General features: G+C 63.7%; 27 protein-coding genes. 10 read left to right on the top strand and 17 right to left on the bottom strand.

What is annotated here, in order from left to right; genetic code table 11:
- Positions 1-11: 11 nt before the first annotated feature.
- Entirely contained in the window at positions 12-812 is an 801-nt protein-coding gene (gene xdhC / locus ACM6UT_RS01170) for a xanthine dehydrogenase accessory protein XdhC (RefSeq protein WP_416795544.1), read from the top strand.
- A gap of 12 nt (positions 813-824) precedes the next feature.
- On the opposite strand, the gene ACM6UT_RS01175 is transcribed toward xdhC, so the two are convergent.
- Entirely contained in the window at positions 825-1,151 is a 327-nt protein-coding gene (locus ACM6UT_RS01175) for a hypothetical protein (protein WP_416795545.1), read from the bottom strand.
- 19 nt (positions 1,152-1,170) lie between these two features.
- Here ACM6UT_RS01175 and ACM6UT_RS01180 point away from each other — a divergent pair, with 19 nt between their 5' ends.
- Positions 1,171-2,094, top strand: coding sequence for a LysR substrate-binding domain-containing protein (locus tag ACM6UT_RS01180; protein WP_416795546.1), 924 nt, complete (start codon positions 1,171-1,173; stop codon positions 2,092-2,094).
- On the opposite strand, the gene ACM6UT_RS01185 is transcribed toward ACM6UT_RS01180, so the two are convergent.
- Positions 2,070-2,402: a hypothetical protein gene (locus tag ACM6UT_RS01185; RefSeq protein WP_416795547.1), complete on the bottom strand. Its 333-nt coding sequence runs from the start codon at positions 2,400-2,402 to the stop codon at positions 2,070-2,072. The genes ACM6UT_RS01180 and ACM6UT_RS01185 overlap by 25 nt on opposite strands.
- A 214-nt stretch (positions 2,403-2,616) precedes the next feature.
- Here ACM6UT_RS01185 and puuD point away from each other — a divergent pair, with 214 nt between their 5' ends.
- Genes puuD through ACM6UT_RS01200 form a run of 3 tightly spaced genes read left to right on the top strand, consistent with a single transcriptional unit; the run spans position 2,617 to position 5,625 of the window.
- Positions 2,617-3,852, top strand: coding sequence for a urate hydroxylase PuuD (puuD, locus tag ACM6UT_RS01190; protein ID WP_416795548.1), 1,236 nt, complete (start codon positions 2,617-2,619; stop codon positions 3,850-3,852).
- The gene (gene guaD, locus ACM6UT_RS01195) at positions 3,849-5,168 is read left to right on the top strand and encodes a guanine deaminase (RefSeq protein WP_416795549.1); all 1,320 of its coding nucleotides are present in this window, start codon (positions 3,849-3,851) and stop codon (positions 5,166-5,168) included. Before puuD ends, guaD begins: the two co-directional genes overlap by 4 nt.
- Positions 5,169-5,184: 16 nt before the next feature.
- Positions 5,185-5,625 (top strand): potassium channel family protein, encoded by a 441-nt coding sequence (locus ACM6UT_RS01200; RefSeq protein ID WP_416795550.1) that lies wholly within the window; start codon positions 5,185-5,187, stop codon positions 5,623-5,625.
- A gap of 29 nt (positions 5,626-5,654) precedes the next feature.
- On the opposite strand, the gene ACM6UT_RS01205 is transcribed toward ACM6UT_RS01200, so the two are convergent.
- The 6 genes from ACM6UT_RS01205 to ACM6UT_RS01230 form a co-directional block, all read right to left on the bottom strand.
- Positions 5,655-6,395, bottom strand: a complete 741-nt coding sequence (locus ACM6UT_RS01205; protein ID WP_416795551.1) for a metallophosphoesterase family protein — start codon at positions 6,393-6,395, stop codon at positions 5,655-5,657.
- A 2-nt stretch (positions 6,396-6,397) separates the two neighbouring features.
- Entirely contained in the window at positions 6,398-6,754 is a 357-nt protein-coding gene (gene uraH, locus ACM6UT_RS01210; protein ID WP_416795552.1) for a hydroxyisourate hydrolase, read from the bottom strand.
- Positions 6,751-7,260, bottom strand: a complete 510-nt coding sequence (locus ACM6UT_RS01215) for an ureidoglycolate lyase (protein WP_416795553.1) — start codon at positions 7,258-7,260, stop codon at positions 6,751-6,753. The genes uraH and ACM6UT_RS01215 overlap by 4 nt, the downstream gene beginning before the upstream one ends.
- The gene (locus tag ACM6UT_RS01220) at positions 7,257-7,622 is read right to left on the bottom strand and encodes a HepT-like ribonuclease domain-containing protein (protein ID WP_416795554.1); all 366 of its coding nucleotides are present in this window, start codon (positions 7,620-7,622) and stop codon (positions 7,257-7,259) included. Before ACM6UT_RS01220 ends, ACM6UT_RS01215 begins: the two co-directional genes overlap by 4 nt.
- On the bottom strand, positions 7,619-7,909 hold the full coding sequence (locus ACM6UT_RS01225) for a nucleotidyltransferase family protein (protein WP_416795555.1): 291 nt from the start codon (positions 7,907-7,909) through the stop codon (positions 7,619-7,621). The genes ACM6UT_RS01220 and ACM6UT_RS01225 overlap by 4 nt, the downstream gene beginning before the upstream one ends.
- A 99-nt stretch (positions 7,910-8,008) precedes the next feature.
- On the bottom strand, positions 8,009-9,043 hold the full coding sequence (locus ACM6UT_RS01230; RefSeq protein WP_416795556.1) for a glutamine synthetase beta-grasp domain-containing protein: 1,035 nt from the start codon (positions 9,041-9,043) through the stop codon (positions 8,009-8,011).
- A gap of 397 nt (positions 9,044-9,440) precedes the next feature.
- Here ACM6UT_RS01230 and ACM6UT_RS01235 point away from each other — a divergent pair, with 397 nt between their 5' ends.
- On the top strand, positions 9,441-9,617 hold the full coding sequence (locus tag ACM6UT_RS01235) for a DUF2735 domain-containing protein (RefSeq protein ID WP_416795557.1): 177 nt from the start codon (positions 9,441-9,443) through the stop codon (positions 9,615-9,617).
- Between the two features lie 18 nt (positions 9,618-9,635).
- Here the strand turns inward: ACM6UT_RS01235 and alc are convergent, their stop codons facing one another.
- The 5 genes from alc to ACM6UT_RS01260 all read right to left on the bottom strand — a co-directional run bounded on the left by alc (position 9,636) and on the right by ACM6UT_RS01260 (position 14,196).
- On the bottom strand, positions 9,636-10,658 hold the full coding sequence (gene alc / locus ACM6UT_RS01240) for an allantoicase (RefSeq protein ID WP_416795558.1): 1,023 nt from the start codon (positions 10,656-10,658) through the stop codon (positions 9,636-9,638).
- Between the two features lies 1 nt (position 10,659).
- Entirely contained in the window at positions 10,660-11,160 is a 501-nt protein-coding gene (gene uraD, locus ACM6UT_RS01245; protein WP_416795559.1) for a 2-oxo-4-hydroxy-4-carboxy-5-ureidoimidazoline decarboxylase, read from the bottom strand.
- Between the two features lies 1 nt (position 11,161).
- Positions 11,162-12,085: an allantoinase PuuE gene (puuE, locus tag ACM6UT_RS01250; RefSeq protein ID WP_416795560.1), complete on the bottom strand. Its 924-nt coding sequence runs from the start codon at positions 12,083-12,085 to the stop codon at positions 11,162-11,164.
- 110 nt (positions 12,086-12,195) lie between these two features.
- The gene (locus ACM6UT_RS01255; protein ID WP_416795561.1) at positions 12,196-12,903 is read right to left on the bottom strand and encodes a DUF1045 domain-containing protein; all 708 of its coding nucleotides are present in this window, start codon (positions 12,901-12,903) and stop codon (positions 12,196-12,198) included.
- 114 nt (positions 12,904-13,017) lie between these two features.
- Complete coding sequence (locus ACM6UT_RS01260) at positions 13,018-14,196, bottom strand: NAD(P)/FAD-dependent oxidoreductase (protein ID WP_416795562.1); 1,179 nt, start codon at positions 14,194-14,196, stop codon at positions 13,018-13,020.
- Here ACM6UT_RS01260 and mnmC2 point away from each other — a divergent pair.
- A complete protein-coding gene (mnmC2, locus tag ACM6UT_RS01265; protein ID WP_416795563.1) occupies positions 14,195-14,926 on the top strand; it encodes a tRNA (5-methylaminomethyl-2-thiouridine)(34)-methyltransferase MnmC2 in 732 nt (243 codons plus the stop codon). The genes ACM6UT_RS01260 and mnmC2 overlap by 2 nt on opposite strands.
- Here mnmC2 and ACM6UT_RS01270 read toward each other — a convergent pair.
- The 4 genes from ACM6UT_RS01270 to ACM6UT_RS01285 form a co-directional block, all read right to left on the bottom strand.
- On the bottom strand, positions 14,915-18,562 hold the full coding sequence (locus tag ACM6UT_RS01270; protein WP_416795564.1) for a PAS-domain containing protein: 3,648 nt from the start codon (positions 18,560-18,562) through the stop codon (positions 14,915-14,917). The genes mnmC2 and ACM6UT_RS01270 overlap by 12 nt on opposite strands.
- A 287-nt stretch (positions 18,563-18,849) precedes the next feature.
- Entirely contained in the window at positions 18,850-18,984 is a 135-nt protein-coding gene (locus ACM6UT_RS01275; RefSeq protein WP_416795565.1) for a hypothetical protein, read from the bottom strand.
- A 100-nt stretch (positions 18,985-19,084) separates the two neighbouring features.
- Positions 19,085-19,657 carry a cytochrome b/b6 domain-containing protein gene (locus ACM6UT_RS01280; RefSeq protein ID WP_416795566.1) on the bottom strand — a complete coding sequence of 191 codons (573 nt, stop codon included), beginning with the start codon at positions 19,655-19,657 and terminating at the stop codon, positions 19,085-19,087.
- Entirely contained in the window at positions 19,657-19,932 is a 276-nt protein-coding gene (locus ACM6UT_RS01285; RefSeq protein ID WP_416795567.1) for a PepSY domain-containing protein, read from the bottom strand. Before ACM6UT_RS01285 ends, ACM6UT_RS01280 begins: the two co-directional genes overlap by 1 nt.
- Positions 19,933-20,067: 135 nt before the next feature.
- Between ACM6UT_RS01285 and ACM6UT_RS01290 the strand changes: the two genes are divergently transcribed.
- From ACM6UT_RS01290 to ACM6UT_RS01300, 3 genes are read left to right on the top strand one after another with little or no spacing between them, the layout of a single operon-like run.
- A complete protein-coding gene (locus ACM6UT_RS01290; RefSeq protein WP_416795568.1) occupies positions 20,068-20,565 on the top strand; it encodes a PepSY domain-containing protein in 498 nt (165 codons plus the stop codon).
- The gene (locus ACM6UT_RS01295; protein ID WP_416795569.1) at positions 20,565-21,230 is read left to right on the top strand and encodes a response regulator transcription factor; all 666 of its coding nucleotides are present in this window, start codon (positions 20,565-20,567) and stop codon (positions 21,228-21,230) included. Before ACM6UT_RS01290 ends, ACM6UT_RS01295 begins: the two co-directional genes overlap by 1 nt.
- Entirely contained in the window at positions 21,230-22,597 is a 1,368-nt protein-coding gene (locus ACM6UT_RS01300) for a sensor histidine kinase (protein ID WP_416795570.1), read from the top strand. The genes ACM6UT_RS01295 and ACM6UT_RS01300 overlap by 1 nt, the downstream gene beginning before the upstream one ends.
- The last annotated feature ends 13 nt before the right edge of the window (positions 22,598-22,610 follow it).

The following is a 22,610-nucleotide window of genomic DNA, read 5'->3' on the forward strand; positions in this document are numbered from 1 at the left end:
GGTATCCAAGGATGACCTCGCCTTCCCTCCCCGACTTCCTGGCCAACCATCCCGATCTGATCCTCATAGAGGTCCGCGAGGCGAAGGGTTCGACGCCGCGCGAGGCCGGCGCCTACATGCTGGTCGCCCCCCGAACCTCATGGGGCACGATCGGCGGCGGGCAGATGGAATTGCTGGCGATCGAGAAGGCCAAGGCCATGCTGACCGGAAGCGACACCGAAGGCGAGATCGACCTGCCGCTCGGCCCGGAGATCGGCCAGTGCTGCGGCGGACGCGTCGTGATCGACCTGAAACGGCTCGGGGAAAAGGGACGTCTGGAGCTTCTCGCCCGCGAGGAGAAGGCGCGGAAAGCGCTGCCGCAAGTCTTCGTCTTCGGCGCCGGCCATGTCGGCCTGGCGCTGGCCGCGGCCCTCGCGCCGCTCCCGGTGGCGACCACCGTCGTCGAAACCCGCCCCAACGCCATCGAAAGCCTTCCCCGCGGCGTCACCGCGCGGTTGGCCGCCCTGCCGGAGGCCCTGGTGGCAGAGATCGCCCCGGGCGGTGCGGCGGTCATCCTCACACACGACCACGCCCTCGATTTCCTGATCGCCCGCGAGGCGCTTGCGCGCGACGATCTCGCCTATGTCGGGATGATCGGCTCCGCGACCAAGCGGGCGACGTTCGAGAGCGCCATGCGGCGCGATGGCGTCGCTCCGGAACGGTTCGCCCGGCTGGTCCTGCCGATCGGTGGAGATACCGTCAGGGACAAGCGGCCGGCGGTCATCGCCGCCATGGTGGCGGCGGAACTGATGGCTGTTCTTCTCAGGAGGTGACCGGGACAGCCGTCAGACGCTGCGCGGCGGGTAGCGCAGCAAGGCTGCTTGCAGTTCGCCCGCACCGCAGGTCGATCGCCGCGGCCGGCGGCCGTCGCGCAAACCGACATCCCGCAAGAATGAGTCCGGCATCGAATCGACATCAAGCCTGTTGGTGCGTGGCTGAAAGAGGTGCCGCAGGAAACCGAGGCCGGAGAAACGAAATCTGCGCCCAGCGTCCGTTGAACCTCCAGCCCTATTTTCCGGATCGAGAAGCATTTTTTCGCCCTTCCATTCGTTGGACACGGCCGTAGAATGCGCCGCTGCGCGGTCGCATTCCAATCGAATGATCGTCTGCATGGATCAGGAGAACTTATGCATGAAGATGGCGAGACAGTTTCCGCTGAATGCGCTACGCGTCTTCGAGGCGGTCGCCCGCCACATGAGTTTCACCCGCGCCGGCGAGGAGCTCGGGATGACGCAGACGGCCGTCAGCTACCAGATCAAGCTGCTCGAGGAGAATATCGGCGAACCGCTCTTCCTGCGCCGGCCGCGGCAGATCACGCTGACCGATACAGGAGCAAGGCTCGCGCCGAAGGTCGCAGACGCCTTCCGCACGCTGCATGAGGCCGTCGCCGGCGTGCGCAAGTCGAGCGAGGAGATGCTCAACATCCATTGCACGGCGACGTTCGCCGCACGATGGCTCGCGCGTCATCTCGGTTCCTTCCAACTCGAAAATCCGACGATCGCCGTGCGGCTCGATACCTCCAATACGGTGATCGATTTCGCCCGCACGGAAGCCGATCTCGCCATCCGATGGGGCAAAGGTGACTGGCCAGGGCTGCGGCGCCACTTCGTAATGCACGGCCATTTCACGCCAATGTTGAGCCCGGCGCTCGCGGAAAGCATCGGCGGCATCACGAAGCCAGAGGATTTGCTGAAACTCAGGATCATCGATCCCCGAGACCCTTGGTGGAAGGCCTGGTTTTTGGCCGCAGGTATTCCCGATGTCGACCTCGCCGACAGAAAGGGCAACAAGCTCGGCGCGCAGGCTTTCGAGGCGGCCGCCGCGATTGCAGGGCACGGTGTCGCGATCCTCACGCCGGAGTTCTATACCGACGATGTCGCTCTCGGACATCTTATGCAGCCTTTCGACATACTGGGCGACGATGGCGGACATTACTGGCTCGTCTATCCTGAAGCACGGCGCAACGCGCCGAAGATCCGCGCCTTTCGCGAGTTCCTGCGCAAGACCATGCCGACCTTCGACCTTGAAGGTCAGAAACCCATGTCGGGAGCATAAAAGCAGCGCAACGTGTCCTCGTCGGGGAAGAGGCAGAGGTGATATTCCTCGTCCTGCGAGCGCCGGGCGTTACTCTGGGGCAAGATAAAGTCGTGGCGCCGGGTCACCAGCCGGTGGTCGCCCGGGCCGACGGTTATCTCGTAGCCGTTCCGCGTAACCCTGACGCTCCTCGACGGGATCGTCTGGCAGTCGCCATTCGCACGATCGCCATTGCAGCAGAAGGCGTCGTAGGACCAGCCGGTTGCAGCGTCGTGGGCATAGGCCGGCGGCGTAAGGATCATCATAAGCCATGCAAGAAGAACGCGCATGCCTCACGCTCCTTCTCCTGCCCGTAGGACAGGCGGGTGAAAAGTCGCGACGGCGCAATCGTGCCGCACAGCTTTGCTCCCTGACGACGGTAACGGAGAGAACGCAGCTAAGTTCCCGTGGACCGAGACGAAGAGCGGGCTTCGCCCCTTCCCTCACCCCGCCTTTTTCTGCAATCTGCCGACTCGGAGGCAGGTTCTCCATGAGGGGTTGTCGATGTATGAATTCGCCATTGCTTGGGAATGGATGTCGTTTGCGGCACGCTGGTTGCACGTGGTCACGGCGATCGCGTGGATCGGGTCGTCCTTCTATTTCATCGCGCTCGATCTCGGGCTGATGAAGCGGCCGCATCTGCCCGTCGGTGCCTATGGCGAGGAATGGCAGGTCCACGGCGGCGGTTTCTACCATATCCAGAAATATCTCGTCGCACCGGCCACGATGCCGGAGCACCTGACCTGGTTCAAATGGGAATCCTACGCGACCTGGCTGTCCGGCTTCGTGATGCTCTGCATCGTCTATTACGGCGGCGCCGACCTCTTCCTGATCGATCGCCACTTGCTCGACCTCACCCAATGGCAGGCGATCGGCCTCTCCGTCGCCTCGCTCGCCGTCGGCTGGGTGATCTACGATCTGCTCTGCAAGTCGCCGCTCGGCAGAAACATCTGGTTGCTGATGGGCGTGCTCTACATCGCGCTGGTCGCCATGGCGTGGGGGTACACGCAGGTTTTCACCGGCCGCGCCGCCTTCCTGCATCTCGGCGCCTTTACCGCGACGATCATGTCGGCCAACGTCTTCCTGGTCATCATACCTAATCAGAAGATCGTCGTCGCCGACCTGATCGCCGGCCGCACGCCGGACCCGAAATACGGCGTCATCGCCAAGCAGCGCTCGCTGCACAACAACTACCTGACGCTGCCCGTCATCTTCTTCATGCTGTCGAACCACTATCCGCTGGCCTTCGCCACGGCCTACAACTGGGTGATCGCCGCGCTGGTGTTCCTGATGGGCGTCACCATCCGCCACTGGTTCAACACCGTGCACGCCCGCAAGGGCCGGCCGCTCTGGACCTGGATGCTGACGACGGTGATCTTCATCGTCATCATGTGGCTTTCGACCGTCCAGAAGCCACCGGCAGACGAGGAGAGTTCTGTTGCGCCGGCCTTCCGACAATTTGCCGAGAACGCGCATTTCTCCGCCGCCCGCGATGTCGTGCAGTCGCGCTGCTCCATGTGCCATGCCGAACTGCCCGTCTGGGAAGGGATCCCGCGGGCCCCGAAGGGCGTTAAACTCGAGACGGATGCCGACATCGCCGCCCATGCCCGGGGAATATACTTGCAGGCGGGGCGCACCCATGCGATGCCGCCCGGCAACATAACCGAGGTGAGCGGCGAGGAACGCGCACTGCTCGTTGCATGGTTCGAAAGCGCCGTGGAGGAAAACAGGACCCGATGAACGACAGGACGATTATCCGCGGCCGGCTTCTCTCCTTCCTCCGCAAGCCGGAATCGGCAAGCGATGAAGGATGCTATCGTTACGAGAGCGACGGTGCGCTGATCGTCGAGGGCGGCCGGATCTTCGCCTGCGGCGCCTATGCAGACGTGAAGGACAAGGCGCCGGAGGGGACGCGCGAGATCGACCATCGTCCCCATCTGCTGATGCCCGGCTTCATCGACACTCACCTGCACTTCCCACAGATGCAGGTGATCGGCTCCTATGCCGGCGGCCTGCTCGAATGGTTGAACACCTATACCTTCCCGGAAGAGCGGCGGTTCGCCGACGCGGCGCATGCCGGACGGATCGCGACCGAATTCTTCGACGAGTTGCTGCGCAACGGTACGACGACCGCGGTCGCCTACTGCACCGTCCACAAGACCTCCGCCGATGCCTATTTCGCCGAAAGCCTGAAGCGCGGCATGCTGATGCTGGGTGGCAAGGTGATGATGGACCGCAATGCGCCGGACGGTCTCCTCGATACGCCGGAACAGGCTTACGAGGAAACGAAGGCGGTGATCGCCGCCTGGCATGGCCGTGGCCGCAACCACGTGGCGATCACGCCGCGCTTTGCCATCACGTCGACCCCGGAACAGATGGAAGTCGCCCGCGCACTCGCCGGCGAATTTCCGGATCTCCACATCCAGACCCATCTCTCGGAAAACCACGACGAGATCCGCTACACCTGCGAGCTCTTCCCCGAGGCAAAAGACTATACGGACATCTACGCCCGCTACGGGCTGCTCGGGCCGAAAAGCCTGTTCGGGCACGCGATCCATCTCTCAGAGCGCGAGGCGGACGCCATGAGCGAAACCCGTTCGGTCGCCGTGCACTGCCCGACCTCCAACCTCTTTCTCGGCTCCGGGCTCTTTCCCTGGCGGACATACGAGCGGCGCGGCAAGCCGCTCAGGATCGCAGTCGCGACCGACGTCGGCGGCGGCACGAGCTATTCCATGCTCGCCACCATGGCCGATGCCTACAAGATCCAGCAGTTGCTGGGCGAGCGCCTCAATCCGCTGGAAAGCTTCTACCACATGACGCTCGGCAATGCGGACGCCCTGTCGCTCTCCGACCGGATCGGCACGCTGGAAGCGGGTACCGACGCCGACTTCATCGTCCTCGATGCCGCCGCCACACCGGTGATGAAGCTACGGATGGAGACGATCACCACCCTCACGGAAGAGCTCTTCCTCCTGCAGACGCTCGGCGACGACCGCTCGGTCGTCGAAACCTATGTGGCCGGCAGACCGATGAAGCAGGCGGCGTCACCAGCCTGACCCCCGGAGATCGATCATGGCCTTGCTGATACTGAACCTCTTCGTCGGGACCGTGATGATCTCCCTGAGCGTGGTCATCCACAGTTTCGGATTGATCTGGGTGACCCATGCCATGGGCTGGATTACCGATCGCTGGAGACTGCACGGTCACCGTAGCCACATGCTCGCGATGAACAGCGTCGTCATCGGTGTTTTCGCGGTGCTCACTTGTGAGGTGTGGCTCTGGGCGATCTGCTATGAGCTCCTGGGGATCATGTCGGACTTCCCGACGGCGCTCTATTTCTCGACCGCGACCTTCGCAACCGTCGGTTACGGCGACATCGTCGCCCATTCCGACTGGCGCATGCTCGCAGCTCTCGAAGGGGTGTGCGGTTTCCTGCTGATCGGCTGGTCGACGGCCTATCTCGTCGCGGCCGGCATCCGCGTCGGCCCCTTCCGCTCGGGCGAGCACTTCTGACCGGTCGCGCGGCAGGCGCCCGTTCCGGCCTATCGAATGAAGCCCGTAGCGAGCGCGCTTGCCCAATCCGGCCGCCCATTCGCGGCGGCGAGCTCCGCCATCGCCATATGATCATAAGGCACCTGTCGGAAGGTTACCGCCCAGGCACCACCGCGCTTCTCGCAGATGGCGTAACAGGCATGCACGCTGCGAGCTTCGACCTTGTGCGGATAGGGCCGATCGTCGGTATAGGCCGGGCAGCCGACGCTGCCGGGATTGACGACAAGGTGCCCGTCCGACAGTCGCACGGTGCGCGGAAGATGAGTATGTCCGCAGAGCATGAGCGGCTGTGCAACGCCCGCGGCCCAGGCTTCGATTTCGGTAGCCGGACGCGGCACGACGTATCCTTCGGGCGTTACCGTCTCCAGCCAGTATGTGCTGTCGTCCTGCGGCGTCGCATGGCAGAGATAGACCTCGTCCCGCCACACCATGTCGAACGGCAAGGCCCTGATCCAGTCCCGGCTGCGATCGTCGAGCTGCCGGAAAGCGTGAGCGTCCGACGGTCCCATCGCCTCCACGGGCTGTTCGACGAGGTAGCGGTCATGGTTGCCGCGCACGGTCGGAAGATCGAGCCCGAGCAGGATTTCCGCCGTCTTCCCGGCCTCGAGAGGCCCGGAAAAGCAGTCGCCGAGATTGACGATCGCGTCGATGCCAAGGCGGCGGATATCCTCCAGCACTGCCTCGAGCGCGAGGTGATTGCCGTGGATGTCGGTGACCGCCGCGAAGATCATCCTCAACTGCCCCGGTAGGTCGAATATCCGTAGGGCGAAAGCAGGAGCGGCACATGATAGTGCGCCTGCGGATCGCAGACGCCGAAGCGGATTGGAATCACGTCGAGAAAGGGCGGGACCGTCAACGGCGCGCCCTGGGCATGCAGGTAGTCGCCGGCATGGAAGAGCAGTTCGTACTGGCCGACTTTGAAATCCTCGCCGGAGAGGATCGCGCCTCCGTCGATGCGTCCGTCGGCATTGGTGAACACGGTGCGGATGATCTCCGCCTCCTCGCCATTCATGTGAAGCAACTGGATCTTCATGCCCTCGGCGGGTCTTCCAAGCGCGGTGTCGAGAACGTGGGTGGTAAGACCAGTCATAAATGCGGCTCCAGAATCGTGAACGGGGTATCGAAGAAGTATTCTTGCAGATTGTCGCCGGGTCCGTCGCGGTCGACGACGAGAAAATCGCTCACCTCCCCGACGGCCATCAGCGGATGATGCCAGACATTGCGGCGATAGTTGACGCCCTGGTCCGGCCGCGCGAGGAAAACCTGCGGGCGCCCCGGCCTGCCCTCCTCGTCCGCAGAAACGGCGACGAGAAAGGGCCGTCCCGAAAGCGGAGAAAAGCTCTGGCTGCCGAGCGGATGGCGCTCCATCATGCCGATTTCGTAGGGAAAGGCACGCGGCTGCCCGCGAAAGATGTTGACGATCACGCGCGCGCCCTCGCCCGCGATGTCCGGCGAAAACAGCGCATGGAAGCGCTCCGTCGTGCCGCCGTTGATGAGACGCATGGTCGAGGGATCAGCCTCGATCACCTCGCCGAAGGGGGAAAAGGCTTCGGCGGTCAAAGCCTGAACGTCAAGGTTCTGCCTCAAGCGAATCATTCTCCCTGCACGTGCCGGCTTCGCAGTTCATCGATCTGCGCGATCAGATTCGGCAGCTCGCGTTGAAGGGTATCCCAGACAAGAGGCATTTCCAGCTCGTAATAGTCGTGCGCGATCAAATTTCGCATTCCCTCGATTCTCGCCCAAGGGATCTCAGGATGCTCCTCGGTGAAATCGGGAAACAGTGCGGAAATGCGGGAGGCCGCCTCACCAACCAACACGAGCGCCATGGTGACGGCCATCTGTGTGCGGACATCCTCTTGAAATCGCTCAAGATCGAGATCGCTCACGAAGCCGAGTGCCTGTCGGGCCGCGGCCTGCATCCGATGGAGGTATTCACGCAGACGTTCGACATCGCTCATACGTCCGTCGCCTCGCGAAGTACGCGCTGCCGGATGCGGTGGGGCAGCCCGCCCGGCGTAACGATGTCCACCCTGCAGCGAAGCAGGCGCTGGAGTTCCTCCAGAAGACCTCCGAGATCGAAGAGCGTCGTCCCCGGCAGCGGATCGACCAGAATATCGAGATCGCTGTCCGGCCGATCCTCTCCGCGCGCAACCGAGCCGAAGACGCGCGGGTTCGCCGCGTTGAAGCGCTTCGTCGCCTCGCGGATCGCCTGCCTGTTCCTCTCCAATGCTTCCGAGGGGCGCATATTTTTTGTCTCCTTTCGCCAGTATAGCGAAGACCCGCACAAACGAAAACAGCGCCGGCTTTCACCGGCGCTGTCCCAAAAGCGGATAAACGGTCGCGTTCAGGCCGCGGCAGAAGTCGCCAGCGGAACTTCCGAGATCGTCTTCAGGACCTGCGAGGCGATCGCATAGGGGTCGCCCTGGGAGTTCGGACGGCGGTCTTCGAGATAGCCGCGGTAGCCGTTGTTGACGAAGGAATGCGGAACACGGATCGAGGCGCCACGGTCGGCAATACCGTAGGAGAACTTGTTCCACGGAGCTGTCTCGTGCTTGCCGGTCAGACGCAGGTGGTTGTCCGGACCGTAGACGTCGATGTGCTCCTTCCAGTTCTTGGCAAAGGCAGCCATGAGAGCTTCGAAGTATTCCTTGCCGCCCACTTCGCGCATGTACTTGGTCGAGAAGTTGCAGTGCATGCCCGAGCCGTTCCAGTCAGTGTCGCCGAGCGGCTTGCAGTGGAACTCGACGTCGATGCCGTACTTTTCGCAGAGGCGGAGAAGCAGGTAGCGCGCCATCCAGATCTGGTCGGCGGCCTTCTTGGAGCCCTTGCCGAACACCTGGAATTCCCACTGGCCCTTGGCCACTTCGGCATTGATGCCTTCGTGGTTGATGCCGGCGGCGAGGCAGAGGTCGAGGTGCTCTTCGACGATCTCGCGAGCGATCGCACCGACGTTCTTGTAGCCGACGCCGGTGTAGTACGGACCCTGCGGCGCCGGGAAGCCCTGTTCCGGGAAGCCGAGCGGACGGCCGTTTTCGTAGAAGAAGTATTCCTGCTCGAAGCCGAACCAGGCATCCTCGTCGTCGAGGATGGTCGCGCGGGTGTTCGACGGATGCGGCGTGACACCGTCCGGCATCATGACTTCGCACATAACGAGAACGCCGTTCGTGCGAGCCGGGTCCGGGTAGACGGCGATGGGCTTCAGCACGCAGTCGGAGCTGTGGCCTTCGGCCTGCATCGTCGAGGAGCCGTCGAAGCCCCAGAGCGGGAGCTGTTCGACGGTCGGGAAGCTGTCGAATTCCTTGACCTGCGTCTTGCCGCGGAGGTTCGCTACGGGCTTGTAACCGTCGAGCCAGATATACTCGAGTTTGTACTTGGTCATCCTTGGTCTCTCTTCATTGGGCACTCATCCGACGTCGACAAGGGCGGAACCTCCAGACGACGCCATTCCGGCTCAAACGAAGCAGGAACCATGCCAACTGCGGCTGACCGCGCTCCAGCTGCCACGTTTTGTCGCAGGCGCAGGCGCGCGGACCGGCCTGAGGTGTGAAGATTCCTTAACAATTTCGGCCCGGCTCATGGACGAGCACCTGCCTCCCTTTTGATCGCCGGTGGAAGGCCACAGTGATGAATTCGTATTCAGCGTCGCCTTTTGCACGCAATTGCTCAAATTTTGAGCAATTCGCACATTTGATGTGCATTCGCTTTCAAAAGCTGCTAGAAACAAATCATCGCGCTCGGGCGTTCCCAAAGCACGATGGAAAACGAGAGGCAGCAGCATGGCGACGAACATCGTTCGGGAATCTGCGAAGATCTACGAATTCCCGGTTCGCAACATCCAGAGGCTGAAGGACGCGCAGGCGAACCGCCCCCGTCCGCTGATCTACGACAGCGGTTGCGGCAGCTGGTATCACGAGGAAGCGATCCGCGAAGAGGAAGAGGCGCGCAAGCAATAGCGCGCCCCGGATTCCAAATCAGGCCTTCACACCAAAGAGCCGCAGGCGCATGACACCCCCGTCGGGATGCATGGCGAAACGCACATGGGTCACCGGCCCGATATCGACGATCGCCTCGCCGGAATACTCGTGGACCTTGTCCATCTCCAGCTTCTGACGAGCAAGAACCGGCTTCCAGGCTTCCGATGACGCTATGTCGGCTTCCGACAGCGTATCGCCGAGTTCCGGCAGATAGGCGCCGAGCAATTCGCATGTGTCGGGATAGTTTCCCTTGAAGAAATGTGTATCGACGACCACCCGGCGGATGACGCCCGGATGGCCAAGGCGGATCACCGCCCAGTCGTGACCCGGCCCGCGGCGGCGCTTGGTCTCCCAGCCGTCGCCCATGTTGAGGCCGCGCCCCGGCCCGAGCATCTTGTCTGGATGGCCGTAATGGGCATCCGACCAGGCGAGCGATTTCGCACCATGAAAGATGTAGGCGAGATCGATCTCCTCGTCCGCGCCGACCTTCGACCAGTCGAAATAGGCCGTCCCGTAGACGCGGAGACGGGCAATGCCGCCGTCGGGATAGATGTGCAGGCGAAGATGCGTCCACACCCGCTCGCGATCGGCATTCTCGAAGAAGTGCTGCGCCGAAGGGCCGAGTTGGCTCTTCGGCAGAAGCTCGGTCCATTCCGTCGCATCCGTCGGATCGCCGTCCGCCACGAAGGCGGCCTCGATCGAGCAGTGCGGCGGATAATTGCCGGTAAAGAAGTGCGTGTCGACATCGAAGCCGGCGATGCGGCCCGGCATGGCAAGCCGGATTACCGACCAGTCGTGGCCGGGCACGCGCTTGCGGCGGCTCTCCCAGCCGTCCATGTACTTGCCGTTGTCGTCGTAGAGGTCGGGATCGAATGTGGCCGGCGCATCGTTCAACATGCGCTCCAGCGGCGCGAAGAACGCATCGGTCGCAAAAATCCCCTTCGCGCCGAGGCGGGCCGAGGCGAGGTTGACGCAGCCTGCCGCGAAATCGGGCAGGAGGACGGTCGAAATTTCGGGCATGTCAGTCGTTCTCCGGAATGAGGCTTTCGAGGCGAAGCCGGGCAATCTTCTCGACCTGCGCACAGGCGGCCTCGAATTCCTGCTCCCGGCTATTGGCTATGCGGGTTTCGAAGTCGGACAGGATGTCGTCCCTGGTCAGCCCCTTGACGGCGATGATGAAGGGAAAGCCGAACTTTGTCGTATAGGCCTCGTTGAGCGCGGTGAAACGGGCGTGCTCGGCGGGCGACAGCCGGTCGAGGCCGGCGCCGGCCTGTTCCTTGCGGCTGTCCTCGGTCAGCTCGCCGGCGATCGCCAGCCGCCCCGCGAGGTCCGGGTGGGCCCGCAGCACGCCGAGCCGTTCGGCTTCGCTCGCAGCACGGAATGCCGCGCACATCGCCGCGTGCACGCCCGCAGCCGTCAGCGGTTCACGAACGGAGCCGGCATCGAAGGCGCGCTCGGCAATGAAGGGCGAATGTTCGAAGACGCCGCCGAAGCGGGAGATGAAGTCATTTCTGCTCATCATGTCAAATGCTGTCCGGCTTGTGGTGTTCGTGCCAGTGGCGGGCGATTTCGATCCGACGCGGGATCCAGACCTTCTCGTGCGAGAGCACATAGTCGATGAAGCGGGCGAGCGCCGCGGCGCGGCCGGGCCTGCCGACGAGACGGCAGTGCAGGCCGACATTCATCATCTTCGGCGCACCACTCTTCCCCTCCGCATAGAGCACGTCGAACGCATCCTTCAGATAGGTGAAGAACTGGTCGCCAGAATTGAAGCCCTGCGGCGTCGCAAACCGCATGTCGTTGGTTTCGAGCGTGTAGGGGATGATGAGGAAGGGCTTTCCGTCCACGCCCTTCACCCAGTAGGGCAGATCGTCGGCATAGCTGTCGGAGGAATAGAGGAAGCCGCCCTCCTCCATGACGAGCTTGAGCGTGTTTTCGGAGGGCTTGCCCTGGTACATGCCGAGCGGGTGCGAGCCGGTCAGTTCCTTGTGAAGGCGCACCGCCTCGAGAATGTGCTGGCGCTCGACCTCTTCCGGAAAATCCTTGTATTCGAGCCAGCGATACCCGTGGCTGGCGATCTCCCAGCCTGCTTCCTTCATGGCGGCGACGGCTTCCGGATTGCGGGCCATGGCAAGCGTCACGCCGTAGACGGTCACCGGCACCTTGCGCTCGGTGAATATGCGCCAGAGCCGCCAGAAGCCGGCCCGCGAGCCGTATTCGTAGATCGATTCCATGTTGAGGTTGCGCTGGCCCGGCCAGGGCTGCGCCCCGACGATTTCGGAAAGCAGGTTCTCGGAAGCCGGATCACCGTCGAGGATCGAGCTTTCGCCGCCTTCCTCGTAGTTAACGACGAACTGCACGGCGATGCGGGCATCGTTCGGCCATTTCGGATCGGGTGCGGCGCGGCCGTAGCCGACGAGATCGCGCGGATAACTATCCTTCAGCATCAAATCACCTTCGTCATGCGAATGCCGAACGGTAAGCATGGAGACCGGCGATGTCGAGACGGAAAAGAGGGTGCATGCCGCAGCGCCACAACGGCGGCTGCAATGGCCGCTCAGGCGATCTTGCGCACCGAAATACGCCCGAGCGGGTGAAGCGAATGGACCTGGAAGGGCGCGCCGGGCTCCCGCTCGACGAAGAGCGCAAGATTGGCGACCACCAGCCGGTCCTGCAGCACAGGATCGAAATGGTGACGCAGTGCCGCTTCGACCCTCTGGAAATCCTTGGCGAGCAACGGCCCCGTCAGCGTCATGTGAAAGCGGAACTCGTCCATCACGTAGGGATGACCCCAGCGGTAGAGATTGGCGAACTGCGGCGCCGACAGTCCTTCCGGACTGCGCCGTTCGATCTCCGCCTCGCTGAATGGTGCACGGAAGGCATCGAACTCCTGGACGACGGAGGCCGCGAGGTGGTCGAGCGGGGGACAGGTCTTCGACAACAGGAGGCCATAGAAATCGCCGAGCCGGGCGACTTCCAGCCGCGGCAGCGCGACCGGTTCGATGCTGCCGGCAAACCGCATGAGACGGTTGAGAAGCGACGATTCGGTCTGCCCCTCCGCCAGCCGGAACGGCGCCTTGAAGGTCGCATGGAAGCCGGTGCGGCGCGGCAGTGCCGTGTGGAAGGCGATCTCGTGCATGCCGAGTCCGGGAACGGACGGATGGTCGACCGGAAGGCCGCTGAAGACGTTCCGACCGAGCCAGACCGACGCGGCGTGCGTCAGAGCATCGCCCGGTGGCGGCGTGAAATAGATCGCATACCGCATCGCAACTTCTCCGCGTGGCATCCTGACGATGCATTTTAGCAATCGCCGTTACACGCAAGCAGATAGGTGATTTGCGTGACAGTATGACGACGGGAGGCCGTTGAAATTTCTCGCTTAACGAGAAGCGACGGCGATGTGGCTCGACAGATGGAAGGACGCCGGAAGGACCGGCATGCCGCCTTCGACGAGCTGTAGCGCGGCATCGGCGAGCCGGTGCGCGAGGCCGAAGCTGACCTTGAACCCGCCCGTCAGAGCGATCACGTTGCGGTGGTCTGGATGCTCTCCTACCATCGGATCGCGGTCGATCGCCTTCGGCCGCAGGCCGGCCCAGCGCTCGATCACCTCGGCGTTTTCGAGCACCGGCGCGAGGACGCGCGCTCGCGCGACGATCTCGTCCAGCTGTTCATCGGTCGAGAAGGGATCGGCAAAACGGTTCTCGCTGGTGCTGCCGACCGCGACGCGCCCGCCCTCGTGCGGAACGATATAGAGACCGTCCAGATAGAGGAGCGGAAGGTCGGGATCGATGTCGGCAGCCAGCAAGGCGGCCTGCCCCTTCACCGGCTGTCCGAGCGGGCGGGGAAGCGGCGCACCGAGCGCTTCCAGGATCGGGAACGACCGGTATCCGGCAGCCACGATGACGTGGCCGAATGCCACTTCCTCTCCTGTGGAGAGGACGGCGATACCGCGAGTGGCGTCGAGGCGGTCGAGTTCGGTACCTTCGCGAATCCGCACATGTCGCGCCGAGCGCAGGAAGGCGCCGAGAAGAGCCGAAACCCGGCGCGGGAAGACGTGGGCGGCGAGTGTGTCGAAGACGAGGCCCGCTGCGGCCGGGTCGGATGCAGGCCAGCCGTCTCCGCAGGGCGATGCGTCACGCACGCTCCAGGCGAAACGGCGGTCGCCGGCAATCCAGAGCTCGCCGGCCTCCTTCTCGTGCTTCTCGGCGATCGCACGCAGGTGCGGCTTTGGCAGCGGGATCAGCCGGCCGCTCCGCCGGTAGCCCGCCGAAACGCCGGTCTCACGCTCGAGGCGGGCAATTTCCCCCTCCAGCGAGGCGAGTGCATCGAACTGGAACTGCTTTTTGTCCGACCAGTTGTCGGGCATATGCGGCATCAGCGCGCCCATGAGGCCGCCGCTCGCCCCGTGCCCGATCTCGCCGCTGTCGATCAGCAGCGTATCGATGCCGCGGCGCTCGGCCTGAACAGCCGCCCAAAGGCCCATGACGCCGCCGCCGACGATCAGGAGGCCGGCGCGCGATTGACCCGCGCGGACATGAGCAGTATCGGCTAGTTGCATGACAGGTTCCACTTCGACACCGACGGCCGGCGACAGCGGCACGCTCTTGTGGCACGAGGGCGATATGCCCTATTCGGCCGCCTTTGGCGATCACTTTTATTGCCAGACGGACGGCCGGCTCGAATGCGGCCACGTGTTCCTCTCCGGCAACGGCCTGCCCGCGCGTTGGCAGACGGACGGCCTCTTCCGGATCGGCGAACTCGGCTTCGGCACCGGCCTCAATGCCTGCGAAACCTGGCGGCAGTGGAAGCTCACCCGCAAGCCGGGCGGCGTGCTGCACTTCGTCTCCTTCGAGCTCTACCCGATGTCGGCGAGTGATCTTTCGCGAGCCCTCTCCCGCTGGCCGGAGATCGATGCGGAGCGTGAGGCGCTGGCGGCGCTCTGGCCGTCGGAACCCGGCGGCACCATCGACCTCGCCCTCGACGAGGCGACCCGGCTGACGGTCGTCTGCGGCGACGCCCTCGCCTCTGTGACGGCCACCGACCTTGCCTTCGACGCCTGGTATCTCGACGGCTTCGCGCCCTCCCGCAACAGTGCAATGTGGTCGGCCGAACTGATGAACGCCGTCTTCGCGAAGACTGTGGAAGGCGGCACGTTCGCGACCTATGCGGCAGCAGGCTTCGTCAGGCGGAACCTGATTGCCGCAGGCTTCGAGGTCGAGCGGCGAAAGGGCTTCGCCGGAAAGCGGGAAATGCTCTGCGGCGTGAAGCCGGTCCCTTCAGGCGCCTGAACCGACGACCTTCTCCCCGTCCCGGGTCCCCACGAGCCAACGCTCCATCTTGGCGGCGAGCTGTTCCGGTCCCACCGGCTTGGAAAGGTAGTCGTCCATGCCGGCACCGAGGCAAATGTCACGGTCGCTGTCGAGCGCATGGGCGGTGACACCGATGATCGGGACGTGCCGGCCGTCTGCCGCCGCCCTTTCGCGCTCGCGGATCGTCTGCGTCGCCTGAAGGCCGTTCATCACCGGCATCGAAACGTCCATAAGGATCAGACGCGGGCAATGCCGCTCCCAGGCGTCTACGGCCGCCTGGCCATCGGTGACGATGGCGAAGCTCAGCCCTGCCGCCTGCAGAATCTGGGTGAAAACGATCTGGTTGACCTCATTGTCCTCCGCCACCAGGATCTCGTAGCCGGTCGTGGCGGCATCCGCCTGCACCTGCGCCGTGGCGGCGGGCAAGGAGCGCGGACGGGCCGATGCCGCGACCGGCGCTGCTTGGGTGGCGGGGAAGCTGCGTCGAAGGCGAGCGGCGCGCACCACATCGATGATCGCGTTGCGCAGGAGGTTGCTGCGGGCGGGCTTCATCAGCTGGGCGTCGACCTTGAGCCGCTCAAGGGCACGTTCGTCGCCGACCGCGTCCATCGAGGTCAGGAAGACGATTGCCACCTCCGCGAAACGAGAATCCTCGCGAACCCTGCGCGCCAGATCGACGCCGCTCATGCCCGGCATCTGGTCGTCGATGACCAGCGCGTCGACCGCCACACCGAGACGGCAGGCCTCTTCGAGAATCGCAACGGCAGCCGCACCGCCGTCGACGGCCAGACCATCGAAGCCCCAGCCGACGAGTTGTTCGGCAAGAATTTTCCGGTTGAGCGCATTGTCGTCGACGACGAGCACGCGCGCGCCCTCGATGTTCTGAGGCAGCGTGCGGTGCTGGTGGCGGCTGCCGGCCGTCCTGAACGGCAGGCGGACGGTAAAGACCGAGCCCCGTCCCTGTTCGCTTTCGACGTCGATGCTGCCGCCGAAGAGTCCGACAAGACCCGCAGTGATTGCGAGCCCGAGCCCCGTCCCCTCGTGCCGGCGGGTCGAAGACGAATCGGCCTGCGAGAACTTCTCGAAGATCGTCCGTCTCTTGTCGTCCGGAATGCCGACGCCGGTGTCCTCGATCCTCAGCGTCACCACCACTTCGCCATTCCCGGCGGGTTCGCTCGAAAGGGCGACGAGTACATGCCCCTTCTCGGTAAACTTGATGGCGTTACCGAGCAGGTTGGTGACGATCTGGCGGAAACGGCCGGCATCGCCAATGATCACGTGATGAGCGGCGGCATCGCCATCGACGACGAGTTCGATGTCCTTTTCGGCGGCCGCGGTCGACAGCAGCGTCGCCACGTCTTCGACCGCATCGATCGGGTCGAACGCCATCTTGCGCAACTGCATCTGCCCGGCGTCGATCTTGGAGAAGTCGAGAATGTCGTTGATAATCGTCAGCAGGGCGTTGCCGGATTTCACGATGATGTCGACGAAGGTCTTCTGACGCGTGTCGAGATCGGAGCCGGCCAGCAACTCCGCCATGCCGAGCACCCCGTTCATCGGCGTGCGGATCTCGTGGCTCATGTTGGCGAGGAATTCCGACTTCGCCTTGTCGGCCGCTTCGCTGCGCGCGAGAAGAACCGTCAGTTCCTGCTCGCGCTTCTTCATCTCGGTGATGTCGGAATAGACGAGCATCCAGTGCCCGTGGCTGCTCACCGTCGCATCGACCTGGACCCAGGTTTTGCCATCGGCGAGGAAGACCTCGGAGAACCCCTTCTGCGCCTCGATCTTCTCCTGCCACTTGCGCAACCGTTCCATCGGATCGGCGCCGAAATCACCGCGCCGCGCGCAACAGGCGAAAGAGGCATGCCAGCTCTGGCCCGGCTCCACGAGCCTCGCCGGGACGTTCAGGATACGCGAAAGCGCCTCGTTCGACTGCAGGATCACACCGTCCTCGACGAACGCGAGTCCCTGCGACATCACCCGCGTCGCGTCGTGCATGAACTGGCCGAGCCGCTGCAGCTGCAGGCGCGTCTCGGTGATTTCCTGCTCCTGCCTGCGGAAGGCGGTGAGGTCGGAATGGGTGATCAGAATCTTGTTGTCGAACAGCTTCGTCGTGGTGATCAGCACCTGCTTGCCGTCCGGATAGACGACTTCGTGCTGCACGGTGCCGTCGAGGGCCCGCAGCTCGGCAATGCGGGCGGCAAGACCGGCTTCGAAGGGCAGGTTGTCCGGCCAGCCCCAGCCGCGATCGAAGTTCACCTTCGTAAAGCTTCTGAACGAAAGGCCTTCGAGCGGCGCACCATCCGGCCAAGCCCATATCTCGCGGCTCCGCGGGTTTGAAAACTCCACGACGAGATCCTGGTTCAGCACGACGACGCCGACCGGCATGGTTTGCAGTACGGATTCCAGACCGTGATAGAGCCTTTCGGTCCGGGCTTGCGCTTCCAGCAATTGCTGCTCGCGCGCCTTGAGCAAGGTTACGTCCGAAATCGAGCCGACGAGGTACGGCGTCTGGTCGGGCGTAAAGATCCGGCTGACCCGTGTCACGACTGCCGCCGAACGACTGTCCGGAAGCGTCACCTCGGCGGCGCGCTCGATCAACGCGCCGGTCTGCAGCACTTCGACATTGTCCTGATGGAACTCCGCGCCGAGTTCCGGAAACATCTGCTCCTCATCGAGCCCGCACACGCTTTCGAGCGTGCACTGGTGCATCTCTTCATAAGCCTTGTTGGCGAAGATGAAACGATGCTCGCTGTCGCGAATGAACACGGGAACCGGCAGTTGCTCGATCGTGGTACGGTAAAGGACGCTTTCCTGCTCGCGCCGGTGCAAGGCCGTCACATCCGAATAGGTGACGAGGATCTTGCCGCTGTCCAGATGCTGGGCGACGACCGACAGCACCATACCCCGCGCCGTCTCGACCTGGGCCGCGCCGCCCCGCCCCTCGTCTTTCAGGATCTGTGCAAGCCGATGGGCGTAGAAGTCCTCGAATGCCTCGTCCCCGCACCGGTAGACGCCCCGATCGTAGTTCCTGCGGACGAAATCGTAGTAGCTCATGCCGATGAGTCGTTCCGGTCGACGGCTCCCGAGCATGGCCGTGAAGGCATCGTTGAAATATTCGATGACGAGCTCGTCGCTGAGCAAGAGGACACCGACCGGCAGGAGGCGCAGCAGGCTCTCGACCTGGTGATGCAGAGACGAGCTGGATTCCTTCGTGACCGGCACCGGCGCCGAGGGCATCGCGACACGCCTCCCATCTTGCCTCTCATGCGTGCCAACAGCCTTCGCAAAGAGGTATGAACGGCCGTCCTCGTCGGAGAACCGCTCGATCATGAGGCGATGCGATAGCCCGGTACCATCGGAGACCGGAACGGTCTGCTCTTCCCCAAAGACGATCGCCCGGCGCTCGCGGTCGTCGCGGTCGCCCGCGGCTGGGTGATCGAAGAGCTCACCGTCCGTCTTGCCGGCGAATTTCTCGGGAGGAAGGCCGAAAAGTTGCGCATAGGCTTCATTGGCCGCGACGTAACGAAGCTCGCCGTCCTTGACGCACGCAGGATCCGGCAGATCGGAGATCTTGCTGCACACCCTTTTCAGCAAATCACTCGCCTTCGTCATCGCTCGTCCCCCGAAGCGAAGATGCCGCTCAATGGTAAAAGGTCCGTCACCACGACGCCCGAACGGCCGGCAAGCACATCGGACTGTGCGTTCTTTGTCGGCCGGCCGTGAAAAGACGAGGGATAAGGCAAGAGGATCGGGACCGAAGCACGAGTTCGAAGAGGGGAAGACGCTGGAAAGCTACGTGCCAAGACTTGCCCCAGCCTGAAACCCGCGACCGGCGCTCCATTCACGGCAAGGCCGTCGAGGCGGGAAAGCCTCAAGGCGGTCCTCTCTACCTTCCCGGGCTATCTCGGCTGGAGGGCGCTCGCGGCCGCCGATGGCGGCGCCAAACTCGCCGACGTGGCGACATGGAAGTCGCTCGACGACGCGAAATCGGCAGCGAAGAAGGTCGAGAGCGACCAGGCCTTCGCGCCGTTCATGGCGCATGTCTCGGGGAAAAGCTGATGGGGCACTTTTCGGAGGTCTGAGCTCCGCAAGAAGACATCCGGCGCCAGGCGAAGGCCTGCCGCCGGTCTTCTTTCATTCGGCTCTTTTCCAGCCGGTGATCATGGCGCGCACAAGGTTCTCCTTGTGCTCCAGACTGGCGAGAACGACGCCGCAGATGTGAAGCGCGACCAGCGCCAGCGTTGCATAGACGAACGTCTCGTGAGCTTCCTCGACCCATTCGACGCCCCAGAAGGTGTCGGTGGTCATCATGTAGCCGCTCGTGGCAATCCCCGAGATCATCAGGAGAAGCGCCACCACCATGGCACCGCCGGCCGGATTATGGCCAATGTAGCGCTTGGCACGCATGCGGGCGGTATCGAGAAGGAACGAGAGGACGGCGCGCGGGCTGTAGACGAAGCTCGAAAACCGGGCATGGTGGCTGCCGAAGAGCCCCCACAGCACCCGCAACGCGATCAGGCCGGCGATCACGTAACCCGAAATAATGTGGGCCGATTTCCACTCGTCGCCGGTCAGGTACGAAAAGGCGAAGAAGCCGACCAGCGACCAGTGGAACAACCGCACCAGCGGGTCCCAGACTTTCACCACCGCCGGCCGCGAACCGCGGCCGGAGGCAGTGCCGGGCATTTTCCGCACGGCTTCGTCCATTAGTCGGCTCCGGCGGTACCGGCCTGCTCGCCGGTTTCCGGGTTGTAGAGCGCTTCAACCTTACCGCCCTTGGCGTCGATGCCGTAAACTTCGTAGCAGCCGTTCTCGACCTTGATCTTGCGGACTTCCATGCCTTCGCCGGTCAGCTTCGCCTTCAGGGCGTCCTCGGCCATCCACTTGTCCTTCGCAACGTCGCAGGAGGTGCTTTCTTCCGCGTGAGCAACGGCGCCGAGGGCGGAAAGAGCGAAGAGCGAAGCGATAAGGGTCTTTTTCATCGGAGCATCCTTTTGCGAACCGGCCGCAGCACCATTGCCGCCGACCGTTGATGCGGAACCTAGTCGACCGATGCTGATCGATAGCTGACGACGATTGTCAGGGAAATGTCAGCTTGGCGATGTTACATCGCGTCCATGAGTAAGAGACTTGGGGACTGGCTGTCGCGACTCTCGCTCGCGGGGCTGGTCGTCACGGTTCTGCTGGCGTCGGCTCCGCGCGTGTATGCGGACGATGACGGTCACGATGATGGGCATGAGAGCTCAGACAGCGATTCCGGCGGCGGCGGGGACGACGGCGGCCACGATGACGACGGCGGTGGCGGTGGCGACGACGGCGGTGGTGGTGGTGGCAGTGGCTCGAGCGGGAGAGGCGACGGAAGCTCCTCGTCCGGTGACCGCGACGACAGCCGCGACCGTATCCAGAAGGCGGTCGCCCTTGGCAAGATGAAGTCTCTGGCGACGCTTCAGAAGATTCTCCGCCAGCATGTCAGCGGCGACATCGTATCCGTCGAGCTCCTCCGTCATGGCCGACGCCCCGTGTATGAGTTCCGCGTGCTGAAACCGAACGGTCGGGTCGTCGAAGTCAATATAGACGCCGCGACCGGCAGCATCCTGCAGATCGAGAATAACTGATGCGTCTCCTGCTTGTCGAAGATGACCGGCTCATCGCCCGGAACGTGATCGCTCATCTGGAGCGCGAAGGTTTCGTCGTAACCCATGAAACCGACGGTGAATGCGGCTGGTTCACCGGTGAATCGGAGGAGTTCGCGGCCGTGGTGCTCGACCTCGGCCTGCCAGGCATGGACGGGCTCTCCGTCCTCAAGCGCTGGCGAAGCGGCGGAAGGGGAATGCCCGTGCTGATCCTCACCGCCCGCGGCAACTGGCAGGAGCGTGTCGAAGGCATCGACGCCGGCGCCGACGACTACTTGACCAAGCCCTTCCAGATCCCGGAGCTTCTCGCACGCCTGCGCGCCATCATCCGCCGCAGCTGCGGCCAGTCGACGCCGGTCATACTCATCGGCAGCATCGAGATCGATCCGAGGACCAAGTCGGTCAAGCGCGACGGACTGCCGGTCAGCCTGACGCCTCTCGAATATCGCTGTCTCGTCCATCTGGCGCACAACCGGCAACGCAACGTCTCGCAGGCCGAGCTCACCGAACAGCTCTACGCACAGGACTTCGAACGCGAGAGCAATTCGGTCGAGGTGCTGATCGGCCGCCTGCGGCGCAAGCTCGGGCGCGAGATCATCGAGACCAGACGCGGCTACGGCTATCGCATCGCCGGAGATGCTGGCTGATGCACTCCATCCGCAGCCGCTTCTTCCTCGTCTCGGTCGCCACCGTTCTCCTCGCCCTGACGATGGCGAGCCTCGTCTTCATCGAACTCTTCAGGACGAATCTCGAACGGCGCGTAGACCAGGAACTGACGAACCACATCAACAACATCGCCGGCGCCTTGCGGGTCACGGCAGAGGGCAAGCTCGAACTGCCGAAGACGCCGACCGACCTGCGCTTCCAGATGCCCTATGGCGGGCTCTACTGGCAGGCGGAGGACGACGTGCGCAAGCACAGGCTGCGCTCGCCTTCGCTCTGGGACTACGTGCTGGCCCTTCCGGTCGACACCCACGAAAGCGGAGAGATCCATAGATATCACCTGAAGGGCCCGGACGAGACGGATCTCATCGTCCAGGAACGCAAGGTGATCCTGGCGGCTCCGGAAGGCGAACGCGAAATCCGCATTGCAGCCGCGATCGACGCCGCAGAACTGGCGAAGGCCGGCAGCGAGTTCGCCCGCGACATGCTGCCCTACTCAGCGGCGCTCGCGATCTTCCTGATAGCGGCGTCGCTCGCGCAGCTCACGTTCGGCCTGCGTCCGATCTCCTCGGTCAGCGAGGGGCTCAACCGCATCCGCGAACGCAAGGCCGACCGGCTGACCGGCCGGTTTCCGGAGGAACTTCGTCCCGTGGTCGAGGCCGTCAACCGGCTGCTCGATTCGCAGTCGGAAATCCTCACGCGGGCGCGCGCGGCCGCCGGCGATCTCGCGCACGGACTGAAGACCCCGCTCACGATCCTCGCCAACGACGCCGAGACCCTGCGCGAAAGGGGCGAGACCGAGCTTGCCCACGAGCTCGCCCATATCGCGACCGTCATGCAGGCCCATGTCGACCGCGAGCTGACCCGCAGCCGCCTCGCCGTCAACGCGGAGCTGCACCGCTCCGTTTCCGATCTCCGCGACACCGTCCAGACCATCGTGAGAACGTTGAAGCGCACGCCGCTCGGCGAGCATCTGGACTGGAGGCTCTCCGTGCCGCCGGACGTCGTGCTCGATGTCGATCCGCACGACCTGCACGAACTGATCGGCAATATTCTCGAGAACGCATCGAAATGGAGCCGTAGCTGGGTTTCGGTCCGTCATGTCGAGAGAGGGGACGACACCGTGCTCATCGTCGAGGACGACGGTCCGGGGGCTGATGCGGAGGGCATCAGCCTCATGACCGAGCGCGGCATGCGGCTCGATACCCAGAAACCAGGTACAGGCATCGGACTGGCCATCGTCCGCGATATTGCCGCCGCCTACGAGATCGATCTGCGCATCGAAAACCGCGACGAAGGCGGGCTGCGGGTGACCCTCGGCTTCGGGGCGGTACGCTGCACTGCAAAATAACTGCTTGACTTTC

It is taken from the genome of Ciceribacter azotifigens (genome assembly GCF_048159625.1).
Lineage (GTDB): Bacteria > Pseudomonadota > Alphaproteobacteria > Rhizobiales > Rhizobiaceae > Allorhizobium > Allorhizobium azotifigens.